The 21,552-nt window shown below is 70.1% G+C and carries 21 protein-coding genes; 8 read left to right on the forward strand and 13 right to left on the reverse strand.

Going from position 1 to position 21,552, the window contains the following annotated elements; all coding sequences use genetic code 11:
- Positions 1 to 49 precede the first annotated feature (49 nt).
- The 3 genes from OP79_RS32835 to OP79_RS32845 all read right to left on the reverse strand — a co-directional run bounded on the left by OP79_RS32835 (position 50) and on the right by OP79_RS32845 (position 3,058).
- Entirely contained in the window at positions 50 to 1,570 is a 1,521-nt protein-coding gene (locus OP79_RS32835) for an aldehyde dehydrogenase family protein (RefSeq protein WP_033325348.1), read from the reverse strand.
- A gap of 342 nt (positions 1,571 to 1,912) precedes the next feature.
- Positions 1,913 to 2,332: an ATP-binding protein gene (locus tag OP79_RS32840; RefSeq protein ID WP_245685534.1), complete on the reverse strand. Its 420-nt coding sequence runs from the start codon at positions 2,330 to 2,332 to the stop codon at positions 1,913 to 1,915.
- Positions 2,333 to 2,593: 261 nt separating this feature from the next.
- The gene (locus tag OP79_RS32845) at positions 2,594 to 3,058 is read right to left on the reverse strand and encodes an FhaA domain-containing protein (RefSeq protein WP_051745098.1); all 465 of its coding nucleotides are present in this window, start codon (positions 3,056 to 3,058) and stop codon (positions 2,594 to 2,596) included.
- Between the two features lie 218 nt (positions 3,059 to 3,276).
- Between OP79_RS32845 and OP79_RS32850 the strand changes: the two genes are divergently transcribed.
- Complete coding sequence (locus OP79_RS32850; protein ID WP_245685535.1) at positions 3,277 to 3,678, forward strand: ATP-binding protein; 402 nt, start codon at positions 3,277 to 3,279, stop codon at positions 3,676 to 3,678.
- 200 nt (positions 3,679 to 3,878) lie between these two features.
- Here OP79_RS32850 and OP79_RS32855 read toward each other — a convergent pair whose 3' ends face one another.
- A complete protein-coding gene (locus tag OP79_RS32855) occupies positions 3,879 to 4,115 on the reverse strand; it encodes a hypothetical protein (protein ID WP_033325350.1) in 237 nt (78 codons plus the stop codon).
- Positions 4,116 to 4,364: 249 nt separating this feature from the next.
- On the opposite strand from OP79_RS32855, the gene OP79_RS32860 reads away from it, so the two are divergent.
- On the forward strand, positions 4,365 to 5,255 hold the full coding sequence (locus tag OP79_RS32860; RefSeq protein ID WP_033325352.1) for an RNA polymerase sigma factor SigF: 891 nt from the start codon (positions 4,365 to 4,367) through the stop codon (positions 5,253 to 5,255).
- A gap of 524 nt (positions 5,256 to 5,779) precedes the next feature.
- Here the strand turns inward: OP79_RS32860 and OP79_RS32865 are convergent.
- Complete coding sequence (locus tag OP79_RS32865) at positions 5,780 to 6,853, reverse strand: DUF5954 family protein (protein ID WP_033325354.1); 1,074 nt, start codon at positions 6,851 to 6,853, stop codon at positions 5,780 to 5,782.
- Positions 6,854 to 6,956: 103 nt separating this feature from the next.
- Between OP79_RS32865 and OP79_RS32870 the strand changes: the two genes are divergently transcribed.
- Entirely contained in the window at positions 6,957 to 7,892 is a 936-nt protein-coding gene (locus tag OP79_RS32870) for a GNAT family N-acetyltransferase (protein ID WP_051745100.1), read from the forward strand.
- Between the two features lie 15 nt (positions 7,893 to 7,907).
- Here OP79_RS32870 and OP79_RS32875 read toward each other — a convergent pair whose 3' ends face one another.
- The 7 genes from OP79_RS32875 to OP79_RS32905 form a co-directional block, all read right to left on the reverse strand.
- A complete protein-coding gene (locus OP79_RS32875; RefSeq protein WP_051745101.1) occupies positions 7,908 to 8,711 on the reverse strand; it encodes a hypothetical protein in 804 nt (267 codons plus the stop codon).
- A gap of 49 nt (positions 8,712 to 8,760) precedes the next feature.
- Positions 8,761 to 9,153 (reverse strand): hypothetical protein, encoded by a 393-nt coding sequence (locus OP79_RS32880; protein ID WP_033325358.1) that lies wholly within the window; start codon positions 9,151 to 9,153, stop codon positions 8,761 to 8,763.
- Positions 9,150 to 10,916 (reverse strand): hypothetical protein, encoded by a 1,767-nt coding sequence (locus OP79_RS32885; RefSeq protein ID WP_051745102.1) that lies wholly within the window; start codon positions 10,914 to 10,916, stop codon positions 9,150 to 9,152. The genes OP79_RS32880 and OP79_RS32885 overlap by 4 nt, the downstream gene beginning before the upstream one ends.
- A 292-nt stretch (positions 10,917 to 11,208) precedes the next feature.
- Positions 11,209 to 12,198 carry a malate dehydrogenase gene (locus tag OP79_RS32890; protein ID WP_033325360.1) on the reverse strand — a complete coding sequence of 330 codons (990 nt, stop codon included), beginning with the start codon at positions 12,196 to 12,198 and terminating at the stop codon, positions 11,209 to 11,211.
- A 794-nt stretch (positions 12,199 to 12,992) separates the two neighbouring features.
- Entirely contained in the window at positions 12,993 to 14,255 is a 1,263-nt protein-coding gene (locus OP79_RS32895) for an XRE family transcriptional regulator (RefSeq protein WP_033325362.1), read from the reverse strand.
- A gap of 614 nt (positions 14,256 to 14,869) precedes the next feature.
- Complete coding sequence (locus OP79_RS56500) at positions 14,870 to 15,547, reverse strand: DUF3017 domain-containing protein (protein ID WP_211270910.1); 678 nt, start codon at positions 15,545 to 15,547, stop codon at positions 14,870 to 14,872.
- Positions 15,537 to 16,391 (reverse strand): bifunctional methylenetetrahydrofolate dehydrogenase/methenyltetrahydrofolate cyclohydrolase, encoded by an 855-nt coding sequence (locus tag OP79_RS32905; protein ID WP_033325364.1) that lies wholly within the window; start codon positions 16,389 to 16,391, stop codon positions 15,537 to 15,539. The genes OP79_RS56500 and OP79_RS32905 overlap by 11 nt, the downstream gene beginning before the upstream one ends.
- Positions 16,392 to 16,685: 294 nt before the next feature.
- Here OP79_RS32905 and OP79_RS32910 point away from each other — a divergent pair, with 294 nt between their 5' ends.
- Both OP79_RS32910 and OP79_RS32915 read left to right on the forward strand, forming a co-directional pair.
- Positions 16,686 to 17,291: an RDD family protein gene (locus OP79_RS32910; protein ID WP_033325366.1), complete on the forward strand. Its 606-nt coding sequence runs from the start codon at positions 16,686 to 16,688 to the stop codon at positions 17,289 to 17,291.
- A gap of 295 nt (positions 17,292 to 17,586) precedes the next feature.
- Positions 17,587 to 18,195 carry a hypothetical protein gene (locus tag OP79_RS32915; RefSeq protein ID WP_033325368.1) on the forward strand — a complete coding sequence of 203 codons (609 nt, stop codon included), beginning with the start codon at positions 17,587 to 17,589 and terminating at the stop codon, positions 18,193 to 18,195.
- Positions 18,196 to 18,296: 101 nt separating this feature from the next.
- On the opposite strand, the gene OP79_RS52375 is transcribed toward OP79_RS32915, so the two are convergent.
- Positions 18,297 to 18,461, reverse strand: a complete 165-nt coding sequence (locus OP79_RS52375) for a DUF397 domain-containing protein (protein WP_078492152.1) — start codon at positions 18,459 to 18,461, stop codon at positions 18,297 to 18,299.
- A 304-nt stretch (positions 18,462 to 18,765) separates the two neighbouring features.
- Between OP79_RS52375 and OP79_RS32925 the strand changes: the two genes are divergently transcribed.
- The 3 genes from OP79_RS32925 (at position 18,766) to OP79_RS32935 (ending at position 21,512) form a co-directional block, all read left to right on the forward strand.
- The gene (locus tag OP79_RS32925) at positions 18,766 to 19,506 is read left to right on the forward strand and encodes a hypothetical protein (RefSeq protein WP_033325372.1); all 741 of its coding nucleotides are present in this window, start codon (positions 18,766 to 18,768) and stop codon (positions 19,504 to 19,506) included.
- Positions 19,503 to 20,954: a serine/threonine-protein kinase gene (locus OP79_RS32930; protein WP_033325374.1), complete on the forward strand. Its 1,452-nt coding sequence runs from the start codon at positions 19,503 to 19,505 to the stop codon at positions 20,952 to 20,954. The genes OP79_RS32925 and OP79_RS32930 overlap by 4 nt, the downstream gene beginning before the upstream one ends.
- 120 nt (positions 20,955 to 21,074) lie before the next feature.
- Positions 21,075 to 21,512 (forward strand): hypothetical protein, encoded by a 438-nt coding sequence (locus OP79_RS32935; RefSeq protein ID WP_157857393.1) that lies wholly within the window; start codon positions 21,075 to 21,077, stop codon positions 21,510 to 21,512.
- Positions 21,513 to 21,552: the final 40 nt, after the last annotated feature.

Genomic DNA, 21,552 nt, shown 5'->3' on the forward strand with positions numbered 1-21,552 from the left:
GGAGTCGTACAAGGTGCTGCGCTCGGCGGATCCTTGGCGGGCGTGGGCGTCAGCCCGCGAACCAACGCACCGGCTGCGGCGCGAGGTTCTGGTACACGTGCTTGGTCTCGCGGTACTCGGCGAGACCGGCGGGCCCGAGCTCCCGCCCGACGCCGCTCTTGCCGAAGCCGCCCCACTCCGCCTGCGGGAGGTAGGGGTGGAAGTCGTTGATCCAGACGGTGCCGTGCCGCAGCCGTCCGGCGACGCGCCGGGCGCGGCCCGCGTCGGCGGTCCAGACGCCGCCCGCGAGCCCGTACTCGGTGTCGTTGGCGAGCGCGACGGCCTCGTCCTCCGTACGGAACGTCTCGACGGTCAGGACGGGCCCGAAGACCTCCTCGCGTACGACCTTCATCTCGCGGTGGCACTGGTCGAGGACGGTCGGCTCGTAGAAGTAGCCGGTGGCGGGCCTTTCCTCCGACGGCTCGGGCCGCTTGCCGCCGGTCCGCAGCACCGCGCCCTCCGCGAGGGCGGAAGCGACGTACGCCTCGGTCTTCTCCCGCTGCTGCTCGGAGACGAGCGGACCGCACTCGACGCCGTCCTCGGTGCCGCGGCCGAGCCGGATCTTCCCGGCCCGGCGGGCGAGTTCGGCGACGAAGCGTTCGCGTACGGACTCCTCGACGATGAGGCGTCCGCCGGCGGAGCAGACCTGGCCGCTGTGGATGAACGCGGCGTTCAGGGCCTGGTCGACAGCGGTGTCGAAGCCCTCCTCCGTGGCGCAGGCGTCGGCGAAGACGACGTTGGGGTTCTTGCCGCCGAGTTCGAGGGCGACCTTCTTGACGGTGACGGCGGCGGCCTGGGCGACCTTGATTCCGCTGACGAGACCACCGGTGAAGGAGACGAGGTCGACACCGGGGTGCTCGGCGAGGCGGGCGCCCACGGTGTGCCCGGGGCCGGTGACGATGTTCGCGACCCCGTCGGGCAGCCCGGCCTCCTGGAGCAGTTCCACCACGGCGATCGTGGTGAGCGGAGTGATCTCGCTGGGCTTGACGACGAAGGTGTTCCCCGCGGCGAGTGCGGGCGCGATCTTCCAACTCGCTTGCAGCAGCGGATAGTTCCAGGGCGTGATCATGGAACACACGCCGATGGGTTCGTGCACGACAACGCTGTGGATGTCGTCGGAGCCGGCGTCGACGACCCGCCCCCCGCCCTCTCCCACGACGAGATCGGCGAAGTACCGGAAGGCGTCGACGACACAGTCGATGTCGACGCGCCCCTCCTCGAGCGTCTTGCCCGCGTCCCGGCTCTCCAGCAGTCCGAGCCGCTCCCGGTCGCGTACGAGGAGATCGGCGACGCGACGCAGCAGGGCGCTCCGCTCGGCGACGGGGGTGCGGGGCCAGGGCCCTTCGTCGAAGGCGCGGCGGGCGGCGTCGACGGCCGCGTCCACATCCCGTCCGTCGCCCTCCGCGACCACGGCGAACGGCTTGGCGTCCGCCGGGTCGAGCACCTCACGTGTCTCCCCGGAGACGGCTTCACGCCATTCCCCGCCCACGTGAATCGTCTTCTGCGCCTGTCGTTCCGCTGGTCCCGCCATGGCCGGTGCTGCCTTCCGTTCCTGTTCCAGGCCCCTGGGGCACACTCGTGCCACTTTCAAGGAGCTGGGTGCCCCTGCCCCGGCCGGGGCGATGCATGCACGATCCGTGGCCGAAGTGCGCCGGGTCACTTCGGGCAAGGGCCCCGCTTGCGCGGGCCCTTGCCCGGCGCTGAGGGCTGCGCCCCCCAGGCCCCCCGCCAGGGGGTGGGGGTGACAGGTCGTGTCGCGGCTGCGGGTGCGTTGTGGCTGAGCGCGCCCACGTGGCGGAGCCGCAAATTGACACAGACCCGCGCCCCTGAAAGCAAAAGCCTGCGACTTTACTGGCCCGGTACGCCTTCAGCTTCAGATGGCCAGGATCGCTCGTACCCTCTTGCCGCCCCCGATGACCGGAGTGACGTCGAAGCGCTGCGCCAGGCACCGCACCATGGCCAGGCCCCGCCCGCTCTCGTCCTCGACCGCGGGCTGCCGCAGGCGGAGTTGGTCCGGGCTGTCGTCGAAGACCTCGACGGTCACCCGCTCGTCGGACACCTCCAGGCGCAGGCGGCAAGGGCTGCGGCCATGCCGGGTGGCATTGGTGACCAGCTCGGACACGATGAGCGTCGCGTCGTCGATCTGCTCGGCATCCACCCGTGCCATGCGGTGGCGAGAGCGGGAGAGGAACGCTGAGGTCAGCCTCCGCGCCCGTCCGGCCGATGCGGCCTCGTCGGGCAGCAGATACTCCACTCGTACGGAACGCCGATGGGTACGCCGGTGCGTACGCATGGCAGATCACTCCCCCTCCTAGGACATCCGGCATACCTGCGGCCTGGCCGCTCACCGGGGCCGCGCCAGGTCTTGGGCAGCCGGTCCCCCACTCCTGATGCCCCGGGGCGGTGATCGCCAACCGGCAGGCGGGTGGGCGACCTTGGCGGTGCTCATCCGCCGGATGGCCGCGTACCCGCGCTCACTTGCACGTTCGGCACAGAAAGGCACCGTCGACATTCTTGCTTCGGCCGCCGTATATGAGCGACGCCCAGAGGGCCCTCACCCGTATTGCGGATCCGGTTCTTCCTTTGTGGTGTCCGGGGTGGGGGCGATGTAGCTGCGGACACGAAAACGGTCGACCTTGTTCCTCTCCACCGGGGTGAGCCGGACGGCCACCGGTCCAGCGAATGTGTAGCCCTGTTCCGCGGCGTGCTTCCGCACGTGGTTCGACAGGTAACTGTCCAACTGTCGACTGCTATTGGTCAGTTGCTCGTGTGATTCCGGTGGCAGTTCGATGACGAAGGCATTGGGCACCAGGATGCGTCGCCGGTCCAGGATCAAGGCACGGTCGTCGCATTCCTGGTGAAGCGTCCTCACCAGCTCGGATTGGTCGTGTTGCCTGCAGGCGGACCGGATGAGCAATGTCCACAGCGCATTGCTCCATCGCTCCATGGTGTGTTCCAGAGCGGCGAGGGGTTTCATCTTCTGCCGCTGCCCGCCGGAGTGCCGGGCACACTCCTCCATACGGGTGTTGATCCGGACAGTGCCGGGAGCACCGGCAGCCGCAGCGAGTGCGGGTGGTCTGCCGGCGGCAGCTTCAGCCCCTCGCTCGGCCCGGAGACGTGCGCAGGCTGGATCGACGGCGGCGGGGATTGCCGTCGTTCGAGTGTCGGGGGATGCCTGGAGTTTCTCTGGGCAAGCGAAAAGGCATCGCACGTCCGACCCATTGGAGGATTGTGATCGTGCACTCACCCGAGGAAGAAGACGAAGACCACGGATCCGTGCGCGGGATCAGCCCGCAGACCGCGGAGCGGGCGAGGGACATGACCCGCGGTTTTCTGTCCGCAGTGGCCGCACGGGTCGGAGCCGAGACGGATGCGGTGCTGCTCGTGGTGTCCGAGCTGGTCACCAACGCGGTCCGGCACGCCGGCGGAGTGACCCGGTTCCGCCTGGTGGCCGGTCCGGGAACGGTGACCGTGACGGTGGAGGACGCCAGTGCCACCGTCCCGCAGCCACAACGGAGCAACGCACGCGAACCGGGCGGGTTCGGCTGGCAGCTGGTGCGGGAGCTGGCCGAGGATGTGGAGGTCAGCACCCGGCCGGGAGGGAAGACGGTGTCCGCGGTCCTGCCGTTGTCCCACTGAGTCCGGGGGAAGTCAGAATCCGGCGGCCGGTGTCCGGCGGCCGCGGCGTACGACCTGCGGACCCCGGCCCTCGCCTCCCGCCTCGGCAGCACTTCGCCCCGCCGGCCAACCCGGCGGGGCGAAGTGATCAGGCGCCGAATGCCAACGGCATCCCGAGGTGTGGGGCCTCCGGCTTCGACGTGGGGAGTCCCGCGGAGCCGTCAAGCCGGCGCCGGTGCAGCGGTGCGGGCGGCTTCCTGGACATCGAGCAGGGGCAGCGCCAAAGCCTCGGCGAGTTCCACCAGTTCCTCCTCGGTGGGCCGCACGGGACCGTGCGCACCGTCCTCGGCGAAGACGCGGATCCGCGGGGTACGAATGCCCGTACGGGCGGCGAGGGCCTGCGCGTTCAGGTGCCGGCGCCGCATGGTCTGTTGCAACAGCTGTGAAAGGTCGGCCATTTCTTCCGCCTGCCCCGAACCAGCCGACTTAGCCGCCCTCACCTGCACGAGTGACTCTGAGGAACGGCCGACCGGCCGTTGCCCCCTGCGGACCGCAGGCGGCCCGACCGCAGCGTCACAGGCGGCATGGTGTCCGGCATTCTTATACGGAGAGTCAAGTCACAGGAATGTAACGGCCGTCAGTGGGTATCAACCACTCCACGACGCGCTCTCAGCCCGAGGGCGCCCTTCTTCATTTCGGGAGCGACAATGGCGACCGCGACCACCAGCAATCCCGTCCAGACGACCCCGTACGCGGACCGACATACCACCGGCCCGGGCGCCGCCGCTGCGAGCGTGCCGGGCCTGGAGGACCTGCCACCCCTGCCCGACCCCAAGCAGGTCGACTCGGTCGACGCCCGAGCCCTGTCCAAGACGCTGTTCGCACGGCTCGACACGCTGGAAGAGGGCACGCCGGAGTACTCCTACGTGCGCAACTCCCTGGTCGAACTCAACCTCGCCCTGGTCCGTTACGCCGCCGGCCGCATGGGAGTGCGGGGCGAGTCGTACGAGGACGTCGTCCAGGTCGGCACCATCGGCCTCATCAAGGCCATCAACCGGTTCGAGCTCAGCCGTGGCGTGGAGTTCCCCACCTTCGCGATGCCGACCATCATCGGCGAGATCAAGCGGTTCTTCCGCGACACCAGCTGGTCCGTGCGCGTCCCGCGCCGCCTGCAGGAACTCCACCTCGACCTGACCAAGGCCACCGCCCGGCTCGAGCAGACCCACGGCCGCCCGCCGACCGTGCCGGAGCTCGCCGCGGAGCTGAACCTCGACGAGGACCAGATCACCGAAGGGCTGATCGCCGGCAACGGCTACACCGCGTCCTCCCTCGACTTTCCGAACGACGCCGAGAACTCCGAGGACACCCTCGCCGACCACATCGGCTACGCGGACCCGGACCTGGAAAAGGTCGACGACCTGCATGCGCTCAAGCCCCTCCTCGCCGAACTCCCGGACCGCGAACGCCAGATCCTCGCCCTCCGGTACACCGCCGACATGACCCAGAGGGCCATCGGCGAGGAACTCGGCATCTCTCAGATGCACGTCTCCCGCATCCTGGCCCGCACCTTGAACCGGCTGCGGGTGGGTGGGGGCTGAGGGGGGTTCTCTTCCCCAGCCCCGCCCCTTCCCGGCTGTATCAATTTGCGGCTCCGCCGCGTGGGGGGCTGCCGCCCCAGACCCCCGCCAGGGGGTGGGGGGTAACACTGCGTGTCGCGGCTGCGGGTGCGTCGTGGCTGGTCGCGCCCACGCGGCGGAGCCGCAAATCGATACAGCCCCGCGCCCCTAAAAGCAAAAGCCTGCGGCTGCCCGCACCCTGAGCAAGTCCGCACCCCGAAGATCCCGGCGCCCCGAACAAGCCCGGGCCCCGGGAAAGCCCGCACCCCCGACGACCCGCACTTGCCCTCCGGCGGGAGGGGGCGTGGGCCGGTGCGTCCTATGCCCGTCGCTTAGCTCCGGTCTCGGAGAACCTGCACCCTGTACCAGGCCAGGGCCGTATGCCCGCCCTGCGACGGGCTGACGCACCGGCCCACGACCCCGCACCCACCACCCACCTAAGGGGCGCGGGGAACGGCGCGACCAGCCACAGACGGCCCGCACCCGAAAACCGTTCAAGCCAGCGCTCAGCGCCGACGCTCCTCCTCCGCCTCCCACAGCCGCTTGAGCTCCTGCGTCCGCTCATCGAGCTCGATCGGCTCGTCCTCCTCCTTCCACAGCCCCTGCTCCTTGAGCTGACGGACATGGACTTCGACAGGAGGCTCGGGGTCGAAGTCGGAGGGGCGGGGCCCCTCAGGACCGTCGGGCCCGATGCGGACCAGGCGTTCGACGCGGGTGACGCGAAAGCGGCGCCCCGCGACACTCGCCACGTTGCTGCGCTTCTCGTCGAGCCGGTCGGCGGCACGGGCGTACTCCTCGCGAGCGGCGTCGTCGAGGCGGAGTTCGAAGGGGCCCATGACGCGCAGGTACGAGGCCAGAACGTCCCGCGCGGCCTGGGGCGAGACGTGCGAGGCACCGGGGTTGTGCGGCTTCCAACTGCCATCCACGCGCTCGGAGATCATGAACACGGCGGGGAGGAGGACACCGCCGGGATGCGTCACCAGCGCCCGGCGCGCCTCGTCCGCGACCTCCGGCGGCGCACCCGGGACGACGCCGACGAAGCGCACCAGGTCCAGCTTGAGGATGCCGTCGGCCAGACCCGTACCGGTGTACGGGTCGATCACCTGGCCCCGGCGGCGTACCTGATCGCCATCGAGTGGATCGGGATCGGAGGGGCGGGGCGGCTCGGGACCGTTGCCGCCCATCCGGATGAAGCGCGAGGCGCGGACGATCCTGAACCGGCCGCCCAGCACAGTCAGTTCGTCGACGACTTCGCGGTCCATGCGTCTGGCCGCCGCCATCCACCTGCCCTGAGCGCCCTCGTCCCTGGCGTCCTCGGCCTCCTTGGCGCTGCGCCGGAAGTGCGAACCCAGCATGTCCCGCGCGCCCTGCGGCGTATCGCTGCTGTAGTCGGACAGTTGCCAGCCGCCCTCTTCGCGCTCCCGCGCATGGAAGAACTCGGGAATCCCCACCCCCAGCAGCTCGGGGTACCGCTCCCGTGCCTGCCAGGCCTCCTGCTCGGCGAAGGCCGCGATCGGCCCTTCCTGCGGGGTCACCCGGAACGTCAGATAGCCGGGCACCTCGTCTGCGTAACCGCTCATGTACGGACTGTGCCCGGTCGGCCCCTGCCCCCGCCGCCCACTTCGGACAACTCGCGGATTTCCCCTTACCTTCCTCCTTACCTTTGACTACAGTCAAAGAAATATGGAGCCAGTACCAAAGCAGTCAAAGCCGCCAAAGCCAGTGTCCACAGAGCAGGTGACCACCCTTCGCCGCTTCAACCGCTACTTCACCCGCCGCATCGGCGCACTCGACGACCACTACCTCGGCCAGGACCGGCCACTCGGTGAGGCCCGGCTGCTGTACGAGATCGGGGACGGGGTCTCGCTGCGCGAGCTGCGCAGCCGACTCGGCCTGGACGCCGGGTACTTGAGCCGGATGGCGAAGGCGCTGGAGGCGCAGGGGCTGGTACGGATCACCGTGCATCCGCAGGACACCCGGCTGCGGGTCGCGGAGCTGACGCCAGCCGGGCGCATCGAGGTGAAGGAGCAGAACCGGCGGGCCAACCGCCTCGCCGAGGGGCTGCTCGGCGGGCTGACACCGGCCCAGCGCGGGCAGTTGACCGAGTCCCTCTCCGCCGCCCAGCGGCTGCTCAGGCTCGCCGCGATCACGGTCGGGCTCGTCGACGGAGCCGCCCCGGACGCCCGCGCCTGCCTCGAGGCCTACGCCGCCGACCTCGACGCCCGTTTCCCCGAGGGCTTCGACCGGGCGGCCCTCGTCAAGCCGCACGAGGTGTCCGGGAACACCGGCGCCTTCCTCGTCGCGTACGAGGAAGGCCGCCCGGTGGGATGCGCGGCCCTGCGGCGGCTCGAACCCGGCGTCGGCGAGATCCGGCATGTCTGGGTGCACCCGGACGCCCGCCGCCTCGGCCTCGCCCGCCGACTGCTCACCGAGCTGGAGCGGCAGGCCGTAGAGCGCGGCTACGGAGTCGTACGCCTCGACACGCACGCCTCGCTCAGCGAGGCACAGGCGATGTACCGGGCGTGCGGATACACCGAGATCCCCCGCTACGACGACAATGTGTACGCGGCGTACTGGTTCGAGAAATCCCTGAAGAGGTCCCTGGAGAAGTCGCCCTGAGCCTCCACCCGGGCATCACTCCGTGACCGGTTCCGGGCACTCCCTGGCCGGTGGGCAGAACCACGCCAACGCCGTGTCCAGGACCTCCCGTTCGTCGTCGAAGCCGTCCGACTCCGGGCCGTAGGAGGTGAACGCGTACAGCTTGCCGTCGACGGATTCGAAGCGGTGGTCGACGACGTGCCAGGTGCCGATCTCCTCCTCGCCCCTGAGGGAGTCGGCGAGGTATTCGAGGCGGGCGGCAGGGCGGCCGTCGTCTTCGAGGGGTTCCATGGAGAGCTGCTCGAAGCCGTCGGGCTTGGCGGTGTCGGCGGACACGAACTCCTGGAGCGACTCCTCCGGACTGGCCTCCAGCACCTCGTAGATCTGGAGGCGGCGGGAACCGTCGGTGCTGCGGTAGTTGACGATGTCGAAGCCGTGGATGGAGTCGGCCGTCTGCCGGTTTGCGACCCAGCCCTCCTTGACGGCCACACGGAAGCCCTCTTCGTCCTGCACGGGCTCGTATCCGGCGGGCAGTGTGGCCGTCGCGCCCGGGGACGCCGGGTCTTCGGTGCCCGTACCGCCGCCCGGGTCGCCGTTCGTTTCCCCGCTCTGTCCGGGCGGCGGGGTCTCGCGGGCTGTGAAGTACCCCCTCGGTCCCGGCTCGTCCTTCCAGCCCAGCGCCCATGTGCCGAAGGCCAGTGAGCAGACCGCGAGGACCACGACGGTGCCGCGCAGCGCCTGGCGCTGGCGTACTTCGTCGCGCTGCTGGTCCACGACGATCCGCTGTTCCTCTTCGGGTCCCGCCCAGTCCTGGCGGTCGGCGTCGAAGACCCTCACCATCGTTGGACCCTCACCATCGTTGTCCCTGCGCCATCGTTGTCCCTCCGGCTCAGCCGAGCAGCTGGGTGATTGCCTGGGTGACGGCGGTCACGGACGCGGCGGTCGCCGCGGCGGGACCGTAGGCCGCGAGACGGTCACGGAGCCGGGTGAGCGGTCCTTGCGCGCTGCGCCCGGTGCGGGCGATCTCGCCCTCCACCTCGGCCAGTTCGGCACCGAGAGCCTCGCTCTCGGCCGTACGTTCTTCCCGCTGCCCGAGTTCGGTGCGCAGGGCCCGTACGGCGGTGAGCAGCTCCCCGTACCCCGGTTCCGCGGGCACAGCCGTGTAGTTGACGGACTGGGCCTTGCCGTGGTCGCCGAAGGCCTGGGAGCCCCCGCTGATCGAACCGATGTGGATCTGCGGCCCGCCGCCCGTCTGCCCGCTCGCTCCCCCGTCGGTGCTCATACCGTGCTCCTCTCGTCCGTGTGCGTGGCCTGGCCGTGCGAGCCGGTGGCGAGGGCGCCGCCGGACATCTCGTTGATGTAGAGCCCACTGTTGTGGATGTTGGTGATGTTCTGCTCCAGGCGGTCGGTGCGGTAGCCGTGGGTTTGGAGGGCGTCCCGTACGCCTTCGCCGATCCGGTCCTGGAGGGTCCGGATGTAGCGGGCGACATCCATCTTCTGGAAGAGAGACAGCTCGTCGGTGCTGGCCAGCTCGCGCAGCGAGACCAACGGCGCGTCGGGCACGGCCTGTTCGGGCGGGGCCGACGACTGTCGCAGTACGGAGCCCAGGGTGCGCAAGGCCTCGATCCCCGTCGCCAGGCCGACCGAGGGAGCCTCGACGAGAGCGCGGACCGCGTCCCGCACCGGGCCCTCCGGGGCACTCCCCGCGATGGCGTCGATCTGCCGGAACTCCGGCACGATCGGCCCCAGCACATGCGGCACCACTTCCAGCACCAGCATGCCGCCCTGGGTGTGCACCCGGACCAACAGCGAGACGACGACCTGCTCGTTCCAGGCCCCCACCCTGATCCGCAGGAAGTGCCGCCGGGCCTCCCCGCCCTCCCCGACGGACTCGGCCAGGTGCCGGTCGACCTGCGCGGACTCGTACACGCCCGCCGTACGACTGTCGTCCGGACCGATGACGAGCGGTTCGTCGCGGCCCGCACCGGACGGAAGGTAGACGAACTCCTCGATCTCCAGCTCCCGCAGCCGGTCCCGACTCCCTTCCCCGGCCGACGTCTTCAGCGCCCGCAGCCGGGGGGTGATCATGTCGATGATCTGGCGCGCGGTGAGCTGCGCGGTATCCGGCCGGGGCGCCGGTACGCCGTTCCCGCTCTCCCCCGCCTCCCGGCGCCGCAGTTCCAGTACGACCGACCAGGGCTTACGGGCCACTCCGGCGCCGACGAAGGGACGGTTTACGTCGTAAAGGGCGAGCGAGGCGTCCTGCTCCCTGCGAATGCGCTCGGCGAGGGCCTCATAGCGGCCGGGCAGGCCGGGGCCGGGCGTCTCGGCGAACGTCTGGCGGGCCAGCGCCGTGCGCAGCGTCTGCTTCCGCAGCCACTGGTGACGCCAGACGACGACGCCGATCAGCAGCGGGAAGATCGCGGGGTACGGGTTGTCCTTGATCCCGTCCCAGGCCTGCACCCAGTACCCGAGGCAGAGAAACCATGCGACCGCGGTCATCAACCAGCCAAGGCGCCGCTGCGCCCCCGCCCACGCGGGCGGCAGCTTCAGCCGCTGCACCCCGGCGGTGACCGTGCCCCGGCCGGAGATGACCCGCGCGAACCACAGCAGCAGGACGACCGAGGCGTACGACATCGTCCAGGTGCCCGGCAGCAGCCCGCCGAACAGGCCCGGCGCCCCCAACTCGTCCGAGCCGTCCGACTCGAAGACGAGCCGGACGTAGTCGCCGAAGGACAGCCCGGTCTCGCCACCGACACTGTCCTCCATGGTGTCCCTGATCATCACCACATCGCTGACCAGGAACCCGACCCACACCGCGAGCAGCAGCAGGGCGGTGCGCGCCTCGTCGCGGCGGGCACGCAGCGCGTGCGCGAGGACGGGCCGGACGTCCGCGCCGAGCGGCGGCGCCACCGGGCGCTCCGCGTGTCCGACGAGTTCGTCGATGACGCGCCTGCGGAACCCCGCGTCCAGATGGGCACCCGCGCACAACAGCCTGGTGGCCTCGGTGTGGCCCCAGCGCCGCCTGGACGGTTCGCTTCCCATGCTCCCGACACTCCCGATTGCCGCAGGCGCATGCCGACTGCGGACGAATTCCATTGATGGACAAGGGAGTTGACGCTATCGGATGCGACCACTGAGACGGGAGGGACGGACGGAAATCCCGCTCGAACAGGTGAATCTTCCCGGAGCGGCGCATGGGCAGCGCCGTACGTGGGGAAAGCGCGAGCCCGCACGGCCGGGGTGTGGCCGTGCGGGCTCGCGGGATGTTGCGGATGTCGGGGCGGCGCGGCCGGATGCCGGGGATCGTCCCGGATCAGCCGCTCGGATCAGGCCCTCAGATGAGGCCGAGACCGCGGACCGCCTCGCGCTCCTCCTCCAGCTCCTTCACCGACGCGTCGATGCGGGCGCGGGAGAAGTCGTTGATGTCGAGGCCCTGGACGATCTCGTACCTGCCGTCCTTCGTGGTGACCGGGAAGGAGGAGATGAGGCCCTCGGGGACGCCGTACGAGCCGTCCGACGGGATGCCCATGGAGGCCCAGTCGCCGTCCGCCGTGCCGTTGACCCACGTGTGGATGTGGTCGATGGCGGCGTTGGCGGCGGAGGCCGCTGACGAGGCGCCACGGGCCTCGATGATCGCGGCGCCGCGCTTGGCGACGGTCGGGATGAAGTCCTCGGACAGCCACTTCTCGTCGTTCACGGTCTCGGCGGCGTTCTTGCCGGCGATCGTGGCGTGGAAGATGTCGGGGTACTGGGTGGCCGAGTGGTTGCCCCAGATGGTCAGGCGCTTGATGTCGGCGACCGAGGCGCCCGTCTTCTTCGCGAGCTGGCTCAGCGCGCGGTTGTGGTCCAGGCGCGTCATCGCGGTGAAGCGCTCGGCCGGTACGTCCGGGGCGGCGGCCTGGGCGATGAGCGCGTTGGTGTTGGCCGGGTTGCCGACGACGAGGACCTTGATGTCGTCCGCGGCATGGTCGTTGATGGCCTTGCCCTGCGGCTTGAAGATGCCGCCGTTGGCCTCGAGCAGGTCGCCGCGCTCCATGCCCTTCGTACGGGGGCGGGCGCCGACCAGGAGGGCTACGTTCGCGCCGTCGAAGGCGACGTTCGGGTCGTCCGAGATGTCGATGCCCTGAAGGAGCGGGAAGGCGCAGTCGTCGAGCTCCATCGCCGTGCCCTCGGCGGCCTTCAGCGCCGGGGTGATCTCCAGGAGGCGCAGCTTGACCGGCACGTCCGCGCCGAGCAGCTGGCCGGAGGCGATGCGGAAGAGCAGGGCGTAACCGATCTGGCCGGCCGCGCCGGTGACGGTGACGTTCACGGGAGTGCGGGTCATGGCGTTCTCCGTATGACAGCTGGCGGTGGGGCGTCCTTGCCCCGGGGTGCGGACCTACAGATGATCGATCTCTTGGCGTCAAGAGAGATCCAGCGATCAGGCTATCGCGCATCCAGGATCCCGGACGTCCGGGTCCGTGTGGCCCACCCCACAAGCCCCACGAAGTGGCGGCCGCCGGTCGGGAGAGGAGTGACGACGGCCGCCGGGTGGGGGTACCGGTGCCGGGGCCGGGAGGTGGGTGCCACCCTCCCGGCCGGGGCCGGATTCCCGTGGGGGTTGGGGTTCGCCTGCCCCGGAGTCGGCGGGTCATTCCTGTTGTTCGCGGTTGCCTCCGGGGCGCCTACCGGGAGGGTGGGTTCGGTTCGTTGGCGACTGCGGGTCCGTCGTGGCTGGTCGCGCAGTTCCCCGCGGGGTGCCTCCGGCGGTTGGGCGGCTGCGGGTTGTGTATGGCTGGTCGCGCAGTTCCCCGCGCCCCTAAAAGCAAAAGCCTGCGGCTGCCCGCGGCCCGAAGATCCCGGCGCCCCGAGGACCCGGGCCCGGGGAAGCCCGCACCCCCAACGACCCGCGCTTGCTCTCCGGCGGGAGGGGTCGTGGGCCGGTGCGTCGTATGCCCGTCGCGTAGGTTCTGTCTCGGAGAACCCGCACCCTGTACCAGGCCAGAGCCGTATGCCCGCCCTGCGACGGGCTGACGCACCGGCCCACGGCCCCGCACCCCCAACGAACCCAGGGGCGCGGGGAACTGCGCGACCAGCCACAACTCACCCGCACCCGCCCAACCGCCGGAGGCACCCCGCTCAACCGGCGGAACCCGTGCACCCTTCCTCGCCCGACCCCACCGTCGCGCAAGCCTTCGCGTCGCCCGCGTCCTTCACGGCCACCATCGGCGTGTACGTGTCGGTGTCCACCTTCACCGTGCCGGTCTGCTCCGCCGCGCCCGCCGTGCTGATCTGGACCTCGTCGCCGACCGCGGCCTGCGTGATGCGGGCCCAGGCGGCGCCGCAGGTCTCGCTGTAGCGGATCTCGACGAGGGCCGTGCCGACCGTGACGCTGTCGGCGGTCGTCGCCAACTCGCCGCCGCAGCCCATGTTCTCCGGGTCCTGGCCCGTGCAGTCCTTGCCGCTGCACTGGACACCGGCCGGCAGGTTCTTGCTGACGGACGGGGTCGGGGTCGGCTTCGCCTCGTCCCCGCTCCCGCCGTCTCCGCCGGAGTCGGTGAAGTAGAGGACGGCCGCGATCATCACGAGCGCGCCGACGACACCCGCGAGGAACATCGTGACCCGCCGCTTCCGCCGCGGAGCGTCCGGCGAACCACCGGAGCGCGGCGGCCGGGCGTCCTCGGGCGGCCCTCCGGACGGACCGGACGGCCTGCTCGGCTCGGAGTACCCGGACTGCGAAGACTGCCCGTACTGGCCATGCCTGCCACCCCTTCCCGCCGAACCAGCGAGATCCGACGGAGGTGCCACACCCCAGCTACCCGTACGGGGAGACGAGCCCCCCCCAGGAGTGGCCGTACCGGACCTACCCGACGAACCCGAGGAACCCGACGACTCCGGCTGCGGAATCCGCCCCAGGAACGACGTCGACGCATCCCCACCCGACGAGGGGCTCCGCGGCGGTGCCGAGGCCCCGGCACCCGCCGGCTTGGGCGGGGCCGCGGCGGCGGACTTGCTCGCCGTCTTACCGCGGGTGCCGCCCTTGGCCTTGGGGGTCGCGGACCCCAGCTCCCCCAGCGCAGCGCGCGCCTGGGAGATCCGTATGGCCTCCATGGTCATGTCGTGGCGCATCTCCGAGCGGCTCCATGCCCGCTCGGCCAGCTCCCACATCGTGGTCAGGTGGACCGGATTCGTCTGGGTCACCTCGGCCAGCGCCACAATCGCGCCCTTGGGCGCGAGCAGCCGGCCGTTGAGATACCGCTCCCAGGACGTCTTGCTGTAACCGGTGCGGTCGGCCACGGCAGCGACGCTCAGCCCACTGCGGTCGACAAGTCGACGCAGCTGGCTGGCGAACTCCCTGACCTGCGGATCGAGTTCATCCGGCAAGGCCCTCCAACGAGGCATTGCTCCCCCTCTTCCCCCCGTGTGCGTGCTTTCCTCGTGCGTGACGCCCTCTGCCGAGTCCCCGTACCGGCTACCCACAGGGATGCGTGGAGCCAGGATCTCAGTTCCCCGGGCGCGGGCGCACAGGAGCATTTTGAGCCGTGGGCATGCACCGTTGCACGCCCGCTGGTATGGGGTCCAGTGTCCCATCGAGATTCCGTACGACCTGCCGGACCCCCTGGTCAGTGCACCGGAAGTCCCGGACCGTCCTGATTGCCCACGTTATCTCTGACGTTGGACGTGATCAGATCAAATCCCCGAACTTGTCAATACATCGACACAACCGGAACACATACACGACATCGTCTGTCACTAGTGTCACCCGAAGCATCAGTTGAATCGCATACCTACTGACGGGTGAAGTACAGATCGTTACGGGACGCGTGGCACGACCGACACGAGGTACCGGAACCGTCACCTCCGTGCCACAGGGAACTGACAGGTATTGAAGGCCTGTTGGCACGTCCATGACTCTTGAGCACAGGCGGCGCCCGTCCTCGCTCGGGGGAGTGGACGGGCGCCGCCGTAACCCACCGGGCCCGGAACCGATACAGACGGTCACCCTCGGCGCGGGCTCAACGGACCGTGAAGTGCAGGATGTCTTCCAGGAACGGGATCTCCAGCTTCGGTTTGGGCTGGATCATCAGCGCGAGCAGCACGATGGTCACGCCCAGGACGCCGTACGTGACGAGGTCCGTGAAGCGGGAGCGGACGGCGAGCATGCCCACGCCGGGCAGCGCCCAGCGCAGTACGCCGGCCGCGAGCAGTGCCACTCCGATCAGCAACGTGCCGTAACGGAAGACGTCGAACGCGGTGAGCAGCAGCCCGAGCCCGACGGTCCCCGCGACGGTGAGCATCGGCCACTGCCGCGCGGGCGCGGGCGCGTCGACGGGCGCGGCCCGTCCCCCGCCCTCGGGCCGGGCGGTGTCCCGTGTGACCCGCGGAAACCGCCGGGTGGTCCGCTGCGGCTGCCCGTCCGGGCCTACGGTGCTGACGGCGTCCCGGGTCACGATCTCGCCCTCCCTCGGCACAGCGCCGGGTGCCTCGGCGGAACCCGGCGCACCGGGCTGCGAGGGTTCGGCGTCCGGTTCCGCAGCCTGCGAGGGCTCGACATCCGGCTCTTCGCCCTGCGGCCGGTCGGCAGACGCCTTCGCAGCCTCTACGGACCCGGAACCCGCCTCGCCGTCACCTGCCCGCGTCGCCTCCGGCGACCCGGTCGCGGCCCGGTTCTCGGTCGTGTCCTCAGCCGACACTGCGTTCCGCCGCCTCGACCACGTTGACGAGGAGCTGGGCCCGGGTCATGGGGCCGACTCCGCCGGGGTTCGGGGAGATCCAGGCGGCGACCTCGGCGACTCCCGGGTGGACGTCGCCGACGATCTTGCCCTCGGCGCTGCGGGAGACCCCGACGTCGAGAACCGCGACGCCCGGCTTGACGTCCTCGGGCCGGACCAGGTGGGCGGAACCGGCCGCGGCGATGATGATGTCCGCCCGCTTCAGGTGGGAGGACAGATCGCGCGTACCGGTGTGGCACTGCGTCACCGTCGCGTTCTCGCTGCGCCGGGTGAGCAGCAGCGGCATCGGGCGGCCGATCGTCACGCCCCGGCCGACCACCACGACCTCGGCGCCCTTGATCTCCACGCCGTGCCGGCGCAGGAGGGTGAGGATGCCGTTCGGCGTGCAGGGCAGGGGCGCCGGCTCGTTCAGTACGAGACGGCCGAGGTTCATCGGGTGCAGACCGTCCGCGTCCTTGTCCGGGTCCATCAGCTCCAGGACACGGTTCTCGTCGATGCCTCTGGGAAGCGGCAGTTGGACGATGTAACCCGTGCAGGCCGGGTCCTCGTTGAGTTCGCGGACGACCGCCTCGATCTCCTCCTGCGTGGCGGTCGCGGGCAGCTCCCGCTGGATGGAGGCGATACCGACCTGTGCGCAGTCGCGATGCTTCCCTGCGACGTACTTCTGGCTGCCGGGGTCGTCGCCCACCAGGACGGTTCCGAGGCCGGGCGTGACGCCCTTCTCCTTCAGGGCCGCCACGCGGACGGTCAGGTCGGACTTGATCGCGGCTGCGGTGGCCTTGCCATCGAGAATCTGGGCGGTCATGCACCCATCCTCGCGGATGACCGGGCCCCGGTTCCAATCAGGGCGCCCCAAGGCCCCCCCAAGGCATCCCCGGAGCCGCTCGGCGCCCTGTCCCCCCCGTATCCGTCCATGATCAGCAATGTTGCACTTGCACAACTCCTGCGGGATCTGGCTGGACAAATAAGCGGCCCGTTAAGGACGATGAGCGGCGCAGTGCCGCGGGCAGTACACGGGGGGACAGACCGCGATCAGCTCAAGCCTTTCCTCCGTACAAGCCACGCAGTCCCCGCACTCTTCAACGGAGGAATAACCGCCATGAGCTTTGGCGACCCGAACAACCCCTACGGACAGCAGCCCCCGCAGGGCGGACAGCAGCCGTACGGCTACCCCCAGCAGCCGCAGGGCCAGCCCGGTTACGGCTACCCGCAGCAGGCCCCGCAGGGGGTCCCGCCCCAGCAGGGCTACGGCTACCCCCAGCAGCCCGGCGGGCAGTACCCACAGCAGCAGATGTACGGCGGTACGCCCCCCTATGCCGCCTGGGGTTCGCGGGTGCTCGCGACACTGGTGGACTCGCTCATCCTCCTCGTCGCCTACCTCCCCTTGCTGATCACGGCATTCATGGGTGAAACAGCGGCGGTTATCGGCAGCCTCATCACCTTCGTTGCCATAATCGGCGCGGCGGTCTGGCTGGTGGTCCAGGAGGGCAAGACCGGCCAGACCATCGGCAAGAGGACCATGGGCATCCGACTGCTGCGGGAGAGCGACGGCCAGCCGCTCGGCGTCGGCATGGCGTTCGTCCGCCGCCTCGCCCACTTCCTCGACGGCGCCGCCTGCTACATCGGCTATCTGTGGCCGCTGTGGGACGACAAGAAGCAGACCTTCGCCGACAAGGTCTGCAGCACGGTGGTCGTCAAGGCCTGACGGGCGCGCTCACGCCAAGGGCCGTGTCCCACCCCGCAAGGGTGGGACACGGCCCTTGGCGCGTCGCGGCACACGGCTCGCCTTTGAGGAAGCGGCGTTACCTCCATCCAAGATCGGTGATGTTGCACTTGCACAACGCATACGGAATCCGGCTGGACAAATAAGCGGCCCGTTAAGGACGATGAACGGCACAGTGCCGCGGGCAGTACCGGGGGGACGAACCGCAACTGTTGAACCTTCCTCCGAAATGTGCCGCGTCGTCCCCGCACTCACGCCACAACGGAGGAAGTACGCCATGAGCTTCGGCGACCCGAACAACCCCTACGGTCCGCCGCAGGGACAGCAGCCCGGCTACCCGCCTCAGCAGCCCCCGGCTCAGCCTGGCTACGGCGCCCCGCAGGCCCCCCAGGGGCAGCCCGGTTACGGCTACCCGCAGGCGCCGCCGGTACAGCAGCAGTACGGCGGCTACCCCGGCGGTCCGATGCAGATGCCGGGCGGCGTGAAGTCCGCGCGCGTGATGCTGTTCGTCATCGCCGGTCTCCAGGTGATCGGCGCCATCCTGATGGCGATCTCCGCCGTGGCAGTCCAGGCAGCCAAGGACGACCCGTCGCTCGAGAACGAGGTCGAATTCCAGCAGCTCGCCGACTACTCGTCCGGCGTCCTGTGGTTCGCGACCGTCGCGGTCCTGGCCTGGGGTGTCTTCGCGATCTTCCTCGGCGCGAAGATGGGCAGTGGCGGCAACGGCATCCGGATCGCCGCCCTGGTGTTCGGCATCATCACCGCGGTCCTCGGCATCTACCCGTTCATCATCATCGGCCTGGCACACACCGTGCTCGCGATCCTCATCGCGGTCTTCGTGGGCAGGTCGGACGGCGCCGCCTGGTTCAACCGCCCGCGTTACTGAATACGCGGTCGCAACCGAACAGTTCGCGCCGTTCCATGCCAAGGGCCGTGTCCCACCCCGTAAGGGTGGGACACGGCCCTTGGCTCGTTACGCGTCGGCGATCAACTCGTCGGTACGTCGCTGCCCTTGAGTGCGGTGATGAAGGGAGCCCAGGCGTTCGCGGGGAACAGGAGGGCGGGGCCCTGGGTGTTCTTGGAGTCAGGGACGGGGACGACGCCGGGGAGGTCGTCGCGAACCTCGACTTGCCGACGAACATGATCAACCACCTGGGCGAGGGCACGCCCGTGACCGTCCGTCTGACCCGTACGGACGGTGGCCGTACGCGCCTGGAGGTCAGCGACCCGGAGGCGTATGCCTGGCTCATCCAACGTCGTCCGGGCCCGGACGACGAGACGGGCCGCGGACTCCTGCTGCTCGACGCGGTCGCGCTGTGCTGGGGCGTGGAGCAGGGAGGGTGGCTTCGCGATGTTGCTCGCTCAACGGACGTGTCCTCGTCGCGCCGCGGTGACATGTCCCCAGTAACACCCCTTAACCTGACCTCCGTTGGGCTAGGAGGAGGGGGACGACTCCATGTACAGCGTCATCGTGGTGCCGCCGCGCGGCACAGGATCAGACGACCAGATCAGGCTCTCGGCGGGCGAACGGCTCGCCTTCGGCCGGTCCGAGACCGGCAACGGGCTTGCGATCGCACACGAAGGGGTCTCCCGGATCGCCGGTGAGATCACCGCGCACCGTGCCTTCTGGATCCTGAGCAACCTCAGTCAGGGCCAGACGTACGTGGTGGAGAATCCGGAGGGCGCGGGCGAGCACATCAAGGTCGCGCCAGGCCGTCTGGACGCGCCCGTGTCGTTCGAGTTCTCGCGCGTGGTACTGCCCGCGGCGGGCGAGCTGCTCAGCTTCGACGTGTGGGCGCCGCGCCACACCTACCGCAGCGCAACCCGCCCCGGGCTCTCCGGCGCCACCACGGCCCAGGCGTTCTCCCTCGACCGCACCAAGCGGTACTTCGCGGTGCTGGCCGCCCTGTGCGAGCCCCGGCTGCGCGGCGCACCGCACGCCCCGCTGCCCACCGTCGACCAGCTCGTGGAGCGCCTGCGGCACACCTGGCCCGCGGCCAACCGCTCCTCCGTCTACTGGAACATCGACTACCTGGCGGTCAAGCTCCGCCTGAGACCCGCCCCGGAGACGGCGGAACCCGGCCCGCGCCTCTACGGCAAGAAGGAATCGCTGGTCTCGCTCGCGCTCCGTTTCGACCTCGTACGGGAGGATGATCTCGTCGTGCTCGCGGCGGTCCCGAGCGGGGTGGCGCGGTGAACGGACGCTCCTACGCCGTCCCCGTTCCGAAGGGCTACCGGGTGGGGCAGTGGGAGGTGCGCGAGCCCCTCGCGTCCGGCGCGTTCGGCAGCGTGTACGCGGCCCGGCGCACCGGTGACGGGGGCGAGGCCGAGGATGGGGCCGCCGCCGGGGAGACCGTCGCCGGCCAGGGAGCCGGTCCGCTGCCCCGGCACGCGGCGCTGAAGTTCCTGCCGACCGGCACCCGTACCCCGCGCCAACTCCACCACCTGCGCGAACTGGCCCACCGCGAACAGGAGTTGTTGAAGCGGCTGCGCTCACCACGGCTGATCCGGATGTACGAGGCGCTGACGGTCGACGACCCTCAGCACCCCGAACTCGACGGCGCCACCGTCCTCGTACTGGAACGGGCCGAGGGCTCTCTGGCCGCGCTGCTGGACCGGTCCGCGACCCCGGAATCCGGGCCCGCCCTTCTCGCCCAGGTCTGCGAAGGCCTGCACCAGCTGCACCACGCGGGCTGGGTACACGGCGATCTCAAGCCCGCCAACGTCCTGCTGATGAAGGACGGTTCCGCCCGGCTCGCCGACTTCAACCTGGCCGCGGAGATGGAGGGCACCCACGCGTACGCGCCCGCCTTCGCCACCCCCGACTACACCCCACCCGAACTTCTCTGGTCCGAGATCAGCGAACGCGGCCAGCAGATCCGCCCGACCGCCGACATCTGGGCCTTCGGCGTACTGGCTCACCTGGTCCTGACCGGCGCCTTCCCCCTGCCCGGCGGCACCACGGAAGCCCGCAGCGACGCGGCCGTGCGCTACGCGCGCGGCGCCGAGGAGCTACGTCTGTCCTCCGAACTCCCCCCGAACTGGCGGGAGATCATCACGGACTGCCTGGCCCCTACGCACGAGGAGCGCGCCGCCCGCTACGCCGACACCGCCTCGCTGCTGCGCCGGGTGGAACAGGCGGCGGGTACCGTCCGCTCGCCCCGCCTGCCCCGGCTCCGTCCCCGCAGGTGGCTCCGCCCGGCCCTGGCGACCGGCCTCGCGGCGGCTGTGCTGGCGTTGGCCGCGACGGTGACGTACGCGATGCGGGACGACGGGCCGACGTACGGCTATCACCGCTGCTCCTTCGGGTCCGTCTGCTTCTTCAGCGAGGAGTTCGGCATGGGCGAGATGTGCAGCTGGAAGGGCGACGACGCCGACTGGCTGTCGGGCGAGGAGACGTGCATGTGGACCCGTGACCGCCCGGTGAAGTCGATCTTCAACAATGGTGACGAGTCGACGGGACTCGGGGGCGTGGCCTACTACCGGGGCCGCGACTTCACACCCGTCGGCGTGGACATCACCCGCAAGAACTCACGCAACCGGACCGGCTGCACCGCCCAACGTACCCAAGGGAACCTGGCGGGCACCTACGCTCCGCTGTCCCACAAGTGGATCGAGCACTGCGGGGACGGGGCCTCGGACTGACACCGTCGCGCGCTGCGCACCAAGAGCTGAGCGGCTGCGTGGAGGGCCGATCGGGCCCGGCCCTTCCCCTTGTCTCCGGGAACCGCTAGGGATGAATCGGGACACATCCGTTCCATACGCATGACACATCAGGACGGGGGCACCGTGGGGGCTTTGGGGGTTGTGGCCATCTTCTGGGTCGTGGTCGGCGGCATCGCGGTACTCGTCTCCTATCCCGAGAGCCGCCGTCAACGCCGACTGCGCAAACACGGGCGCGTCATCAAGGCGGTCTGCCGGGAGCACCTCAACGCCGACAGGGAAGACGGCCCGATCCGTGTCCGCTGCGGCTACCGGCCGGACCCGGAGAAGGGAGAGGTCCGCGCCATCGTGCAGACACGCGAGCGTATTCCCCAGGTCGGCGAGGAACTCAGGGTTGTCTACGACCCCGAAGAGCCCCGCCGGGCGGAGAACCTGGACGTCCTGAGCAAGCTCTCGTACGGCCACGGTGACGTCATCGTGCTGGCGATAGTGTCCGGCTACTTCCTCGTCACCGCGGGCTGCGTCGCCGCCTACGAATGACTCACAGACGCGGCAACGCCCTCGCGGGCGCTGCGACGCG

This window comes from Streptomyces yerevanensis (genome assembly GCF_000716805.1).
GTDB classification, from domain to species: Bacteria; Actinomycetota; Actinomycetes; order Streptomycetales; family Streptomycetaceae; genus Streptomyces; species Streptomyces flaveus.

Bases quoted from the DNA above. Each gene is read 5' to 3' on its own strand.
- OP79_RS32835 (WP_033325348.1), bottom strand. From the start codon at position 1,570: ATGGCGGGACCAGCGGAACGACAGGCGCAGAAGACGATTCACGTGGGC.
- OP79_RS32840 (WP_245685534.1), bottom strand. From the start codon at position 2,332: ATGCGTACGCACCGGCGTACCCATCGGCGTTCCGTACGAGTGGAGTAT.
- OP79_RS32845 (WP_051745098.1), bottom strand. From the start codon at position 3,058: ATGGAGGAGTGTGCCCGGCACTCCGGCGGGCAGCGGCAGAAGATGAAA.
- OP79_RS32855 (WP_033325350.1), bottom strand. From the start codon at position 4,115: ATGGCCGACCTTTCACAGCTGTTGCAACAGACCATGCGGCGCCGGCAC.
- OP79_RS32860 (WP_033325352.1), top strand. From the start codon at position 4,365: ATGGCGACCGCGACCACCAGCAATCCCGTCCAGACGACCCCGTACGCG.
- OP79_RS32865 (WP_033325354.1), bottom strand. From the start codon at position 6,853: ATGAGCGGTTACGCAGACGAGGTGCCCGGCTATCTGACGTTCCGGGTG.
- OP79_RS32870 (WP_051745100.1), top strand. From the start codon at position 6,957: ATGGAGCCAGTACCAAAGCAGTCAAAGCCGCCAAAGCCAGTGTCCACA.
- OP79_RS32875 (WP_051745101.1), bottom strand. From the start codon at position 8,711: ATGGTGAGGGTCTTCGACGCCGACCGCCAGGACTGGGCGGGACCCGAA.
- OP79_RS32880 (WP_033325358.1), bottom strand. From the start codon at position 9,153: ATGAGCACCGACGGGGGAGCGAGCGGGCAGACGGGCGGCGGGCCGCAG.
- OP79_RS32885 (WP_051745102.1), bottom strand. From the start codon at position 10,916: ATGGGAAGCGAACCGTCCAGGCGGCGCTGGGGCCACACCGAGGCCACC.
- OP79_RS32890 (WP_033325360.1), bottom strand. From the start codon at position 12,198: ATGACCCGCACTCCCGTGAACGTCACCGTCACCGGCGCGGCCGGCCAG.
- OP79_RS32895 (WP_033325362.1), bottom strand. From the start codon at position 14,255: ATGCCTCGTTGGAGGGCCTTGCCGGATGAACTCGATCCGCAGGTCAGG.
- OP79_RS32905 (WP_033325364.1), bottom strand. From the start codon at position 16,391: ATGACCGCCCAGATTCTCGATGGCAAGGCCACCGCAGCCGCGATCAAG.
- OP79_RS32910 (WP_033325366.1), top strand. From the start codon at position 16,686: ATGAGCTTTGGCGACCCGAACAACCCCTACGGACAGCAGCCCCCGCAG.
- OP79_RS32915 (WP_033325368.1), top strand. From the start codon at position 17,587: ATGAGCTTCGGCGACCCGAACAACCCCTACGGTCCGCCGCAGGGACAG.
- OP79_RS32925 (WP_033325372.1), top strand. From the start codon at position 18,766: ATGTACAGCGTCATCGTGGTGCCGCCGCGCGGCACAGGATCAGACGAC.
- OP79_RS32935 (WP_157857393.1), top strand. From the start codon at position 21,075: ATGACACATCAGGACGGGGGCACCGTGGGGGCTTTGGGGGTTGTGGCC.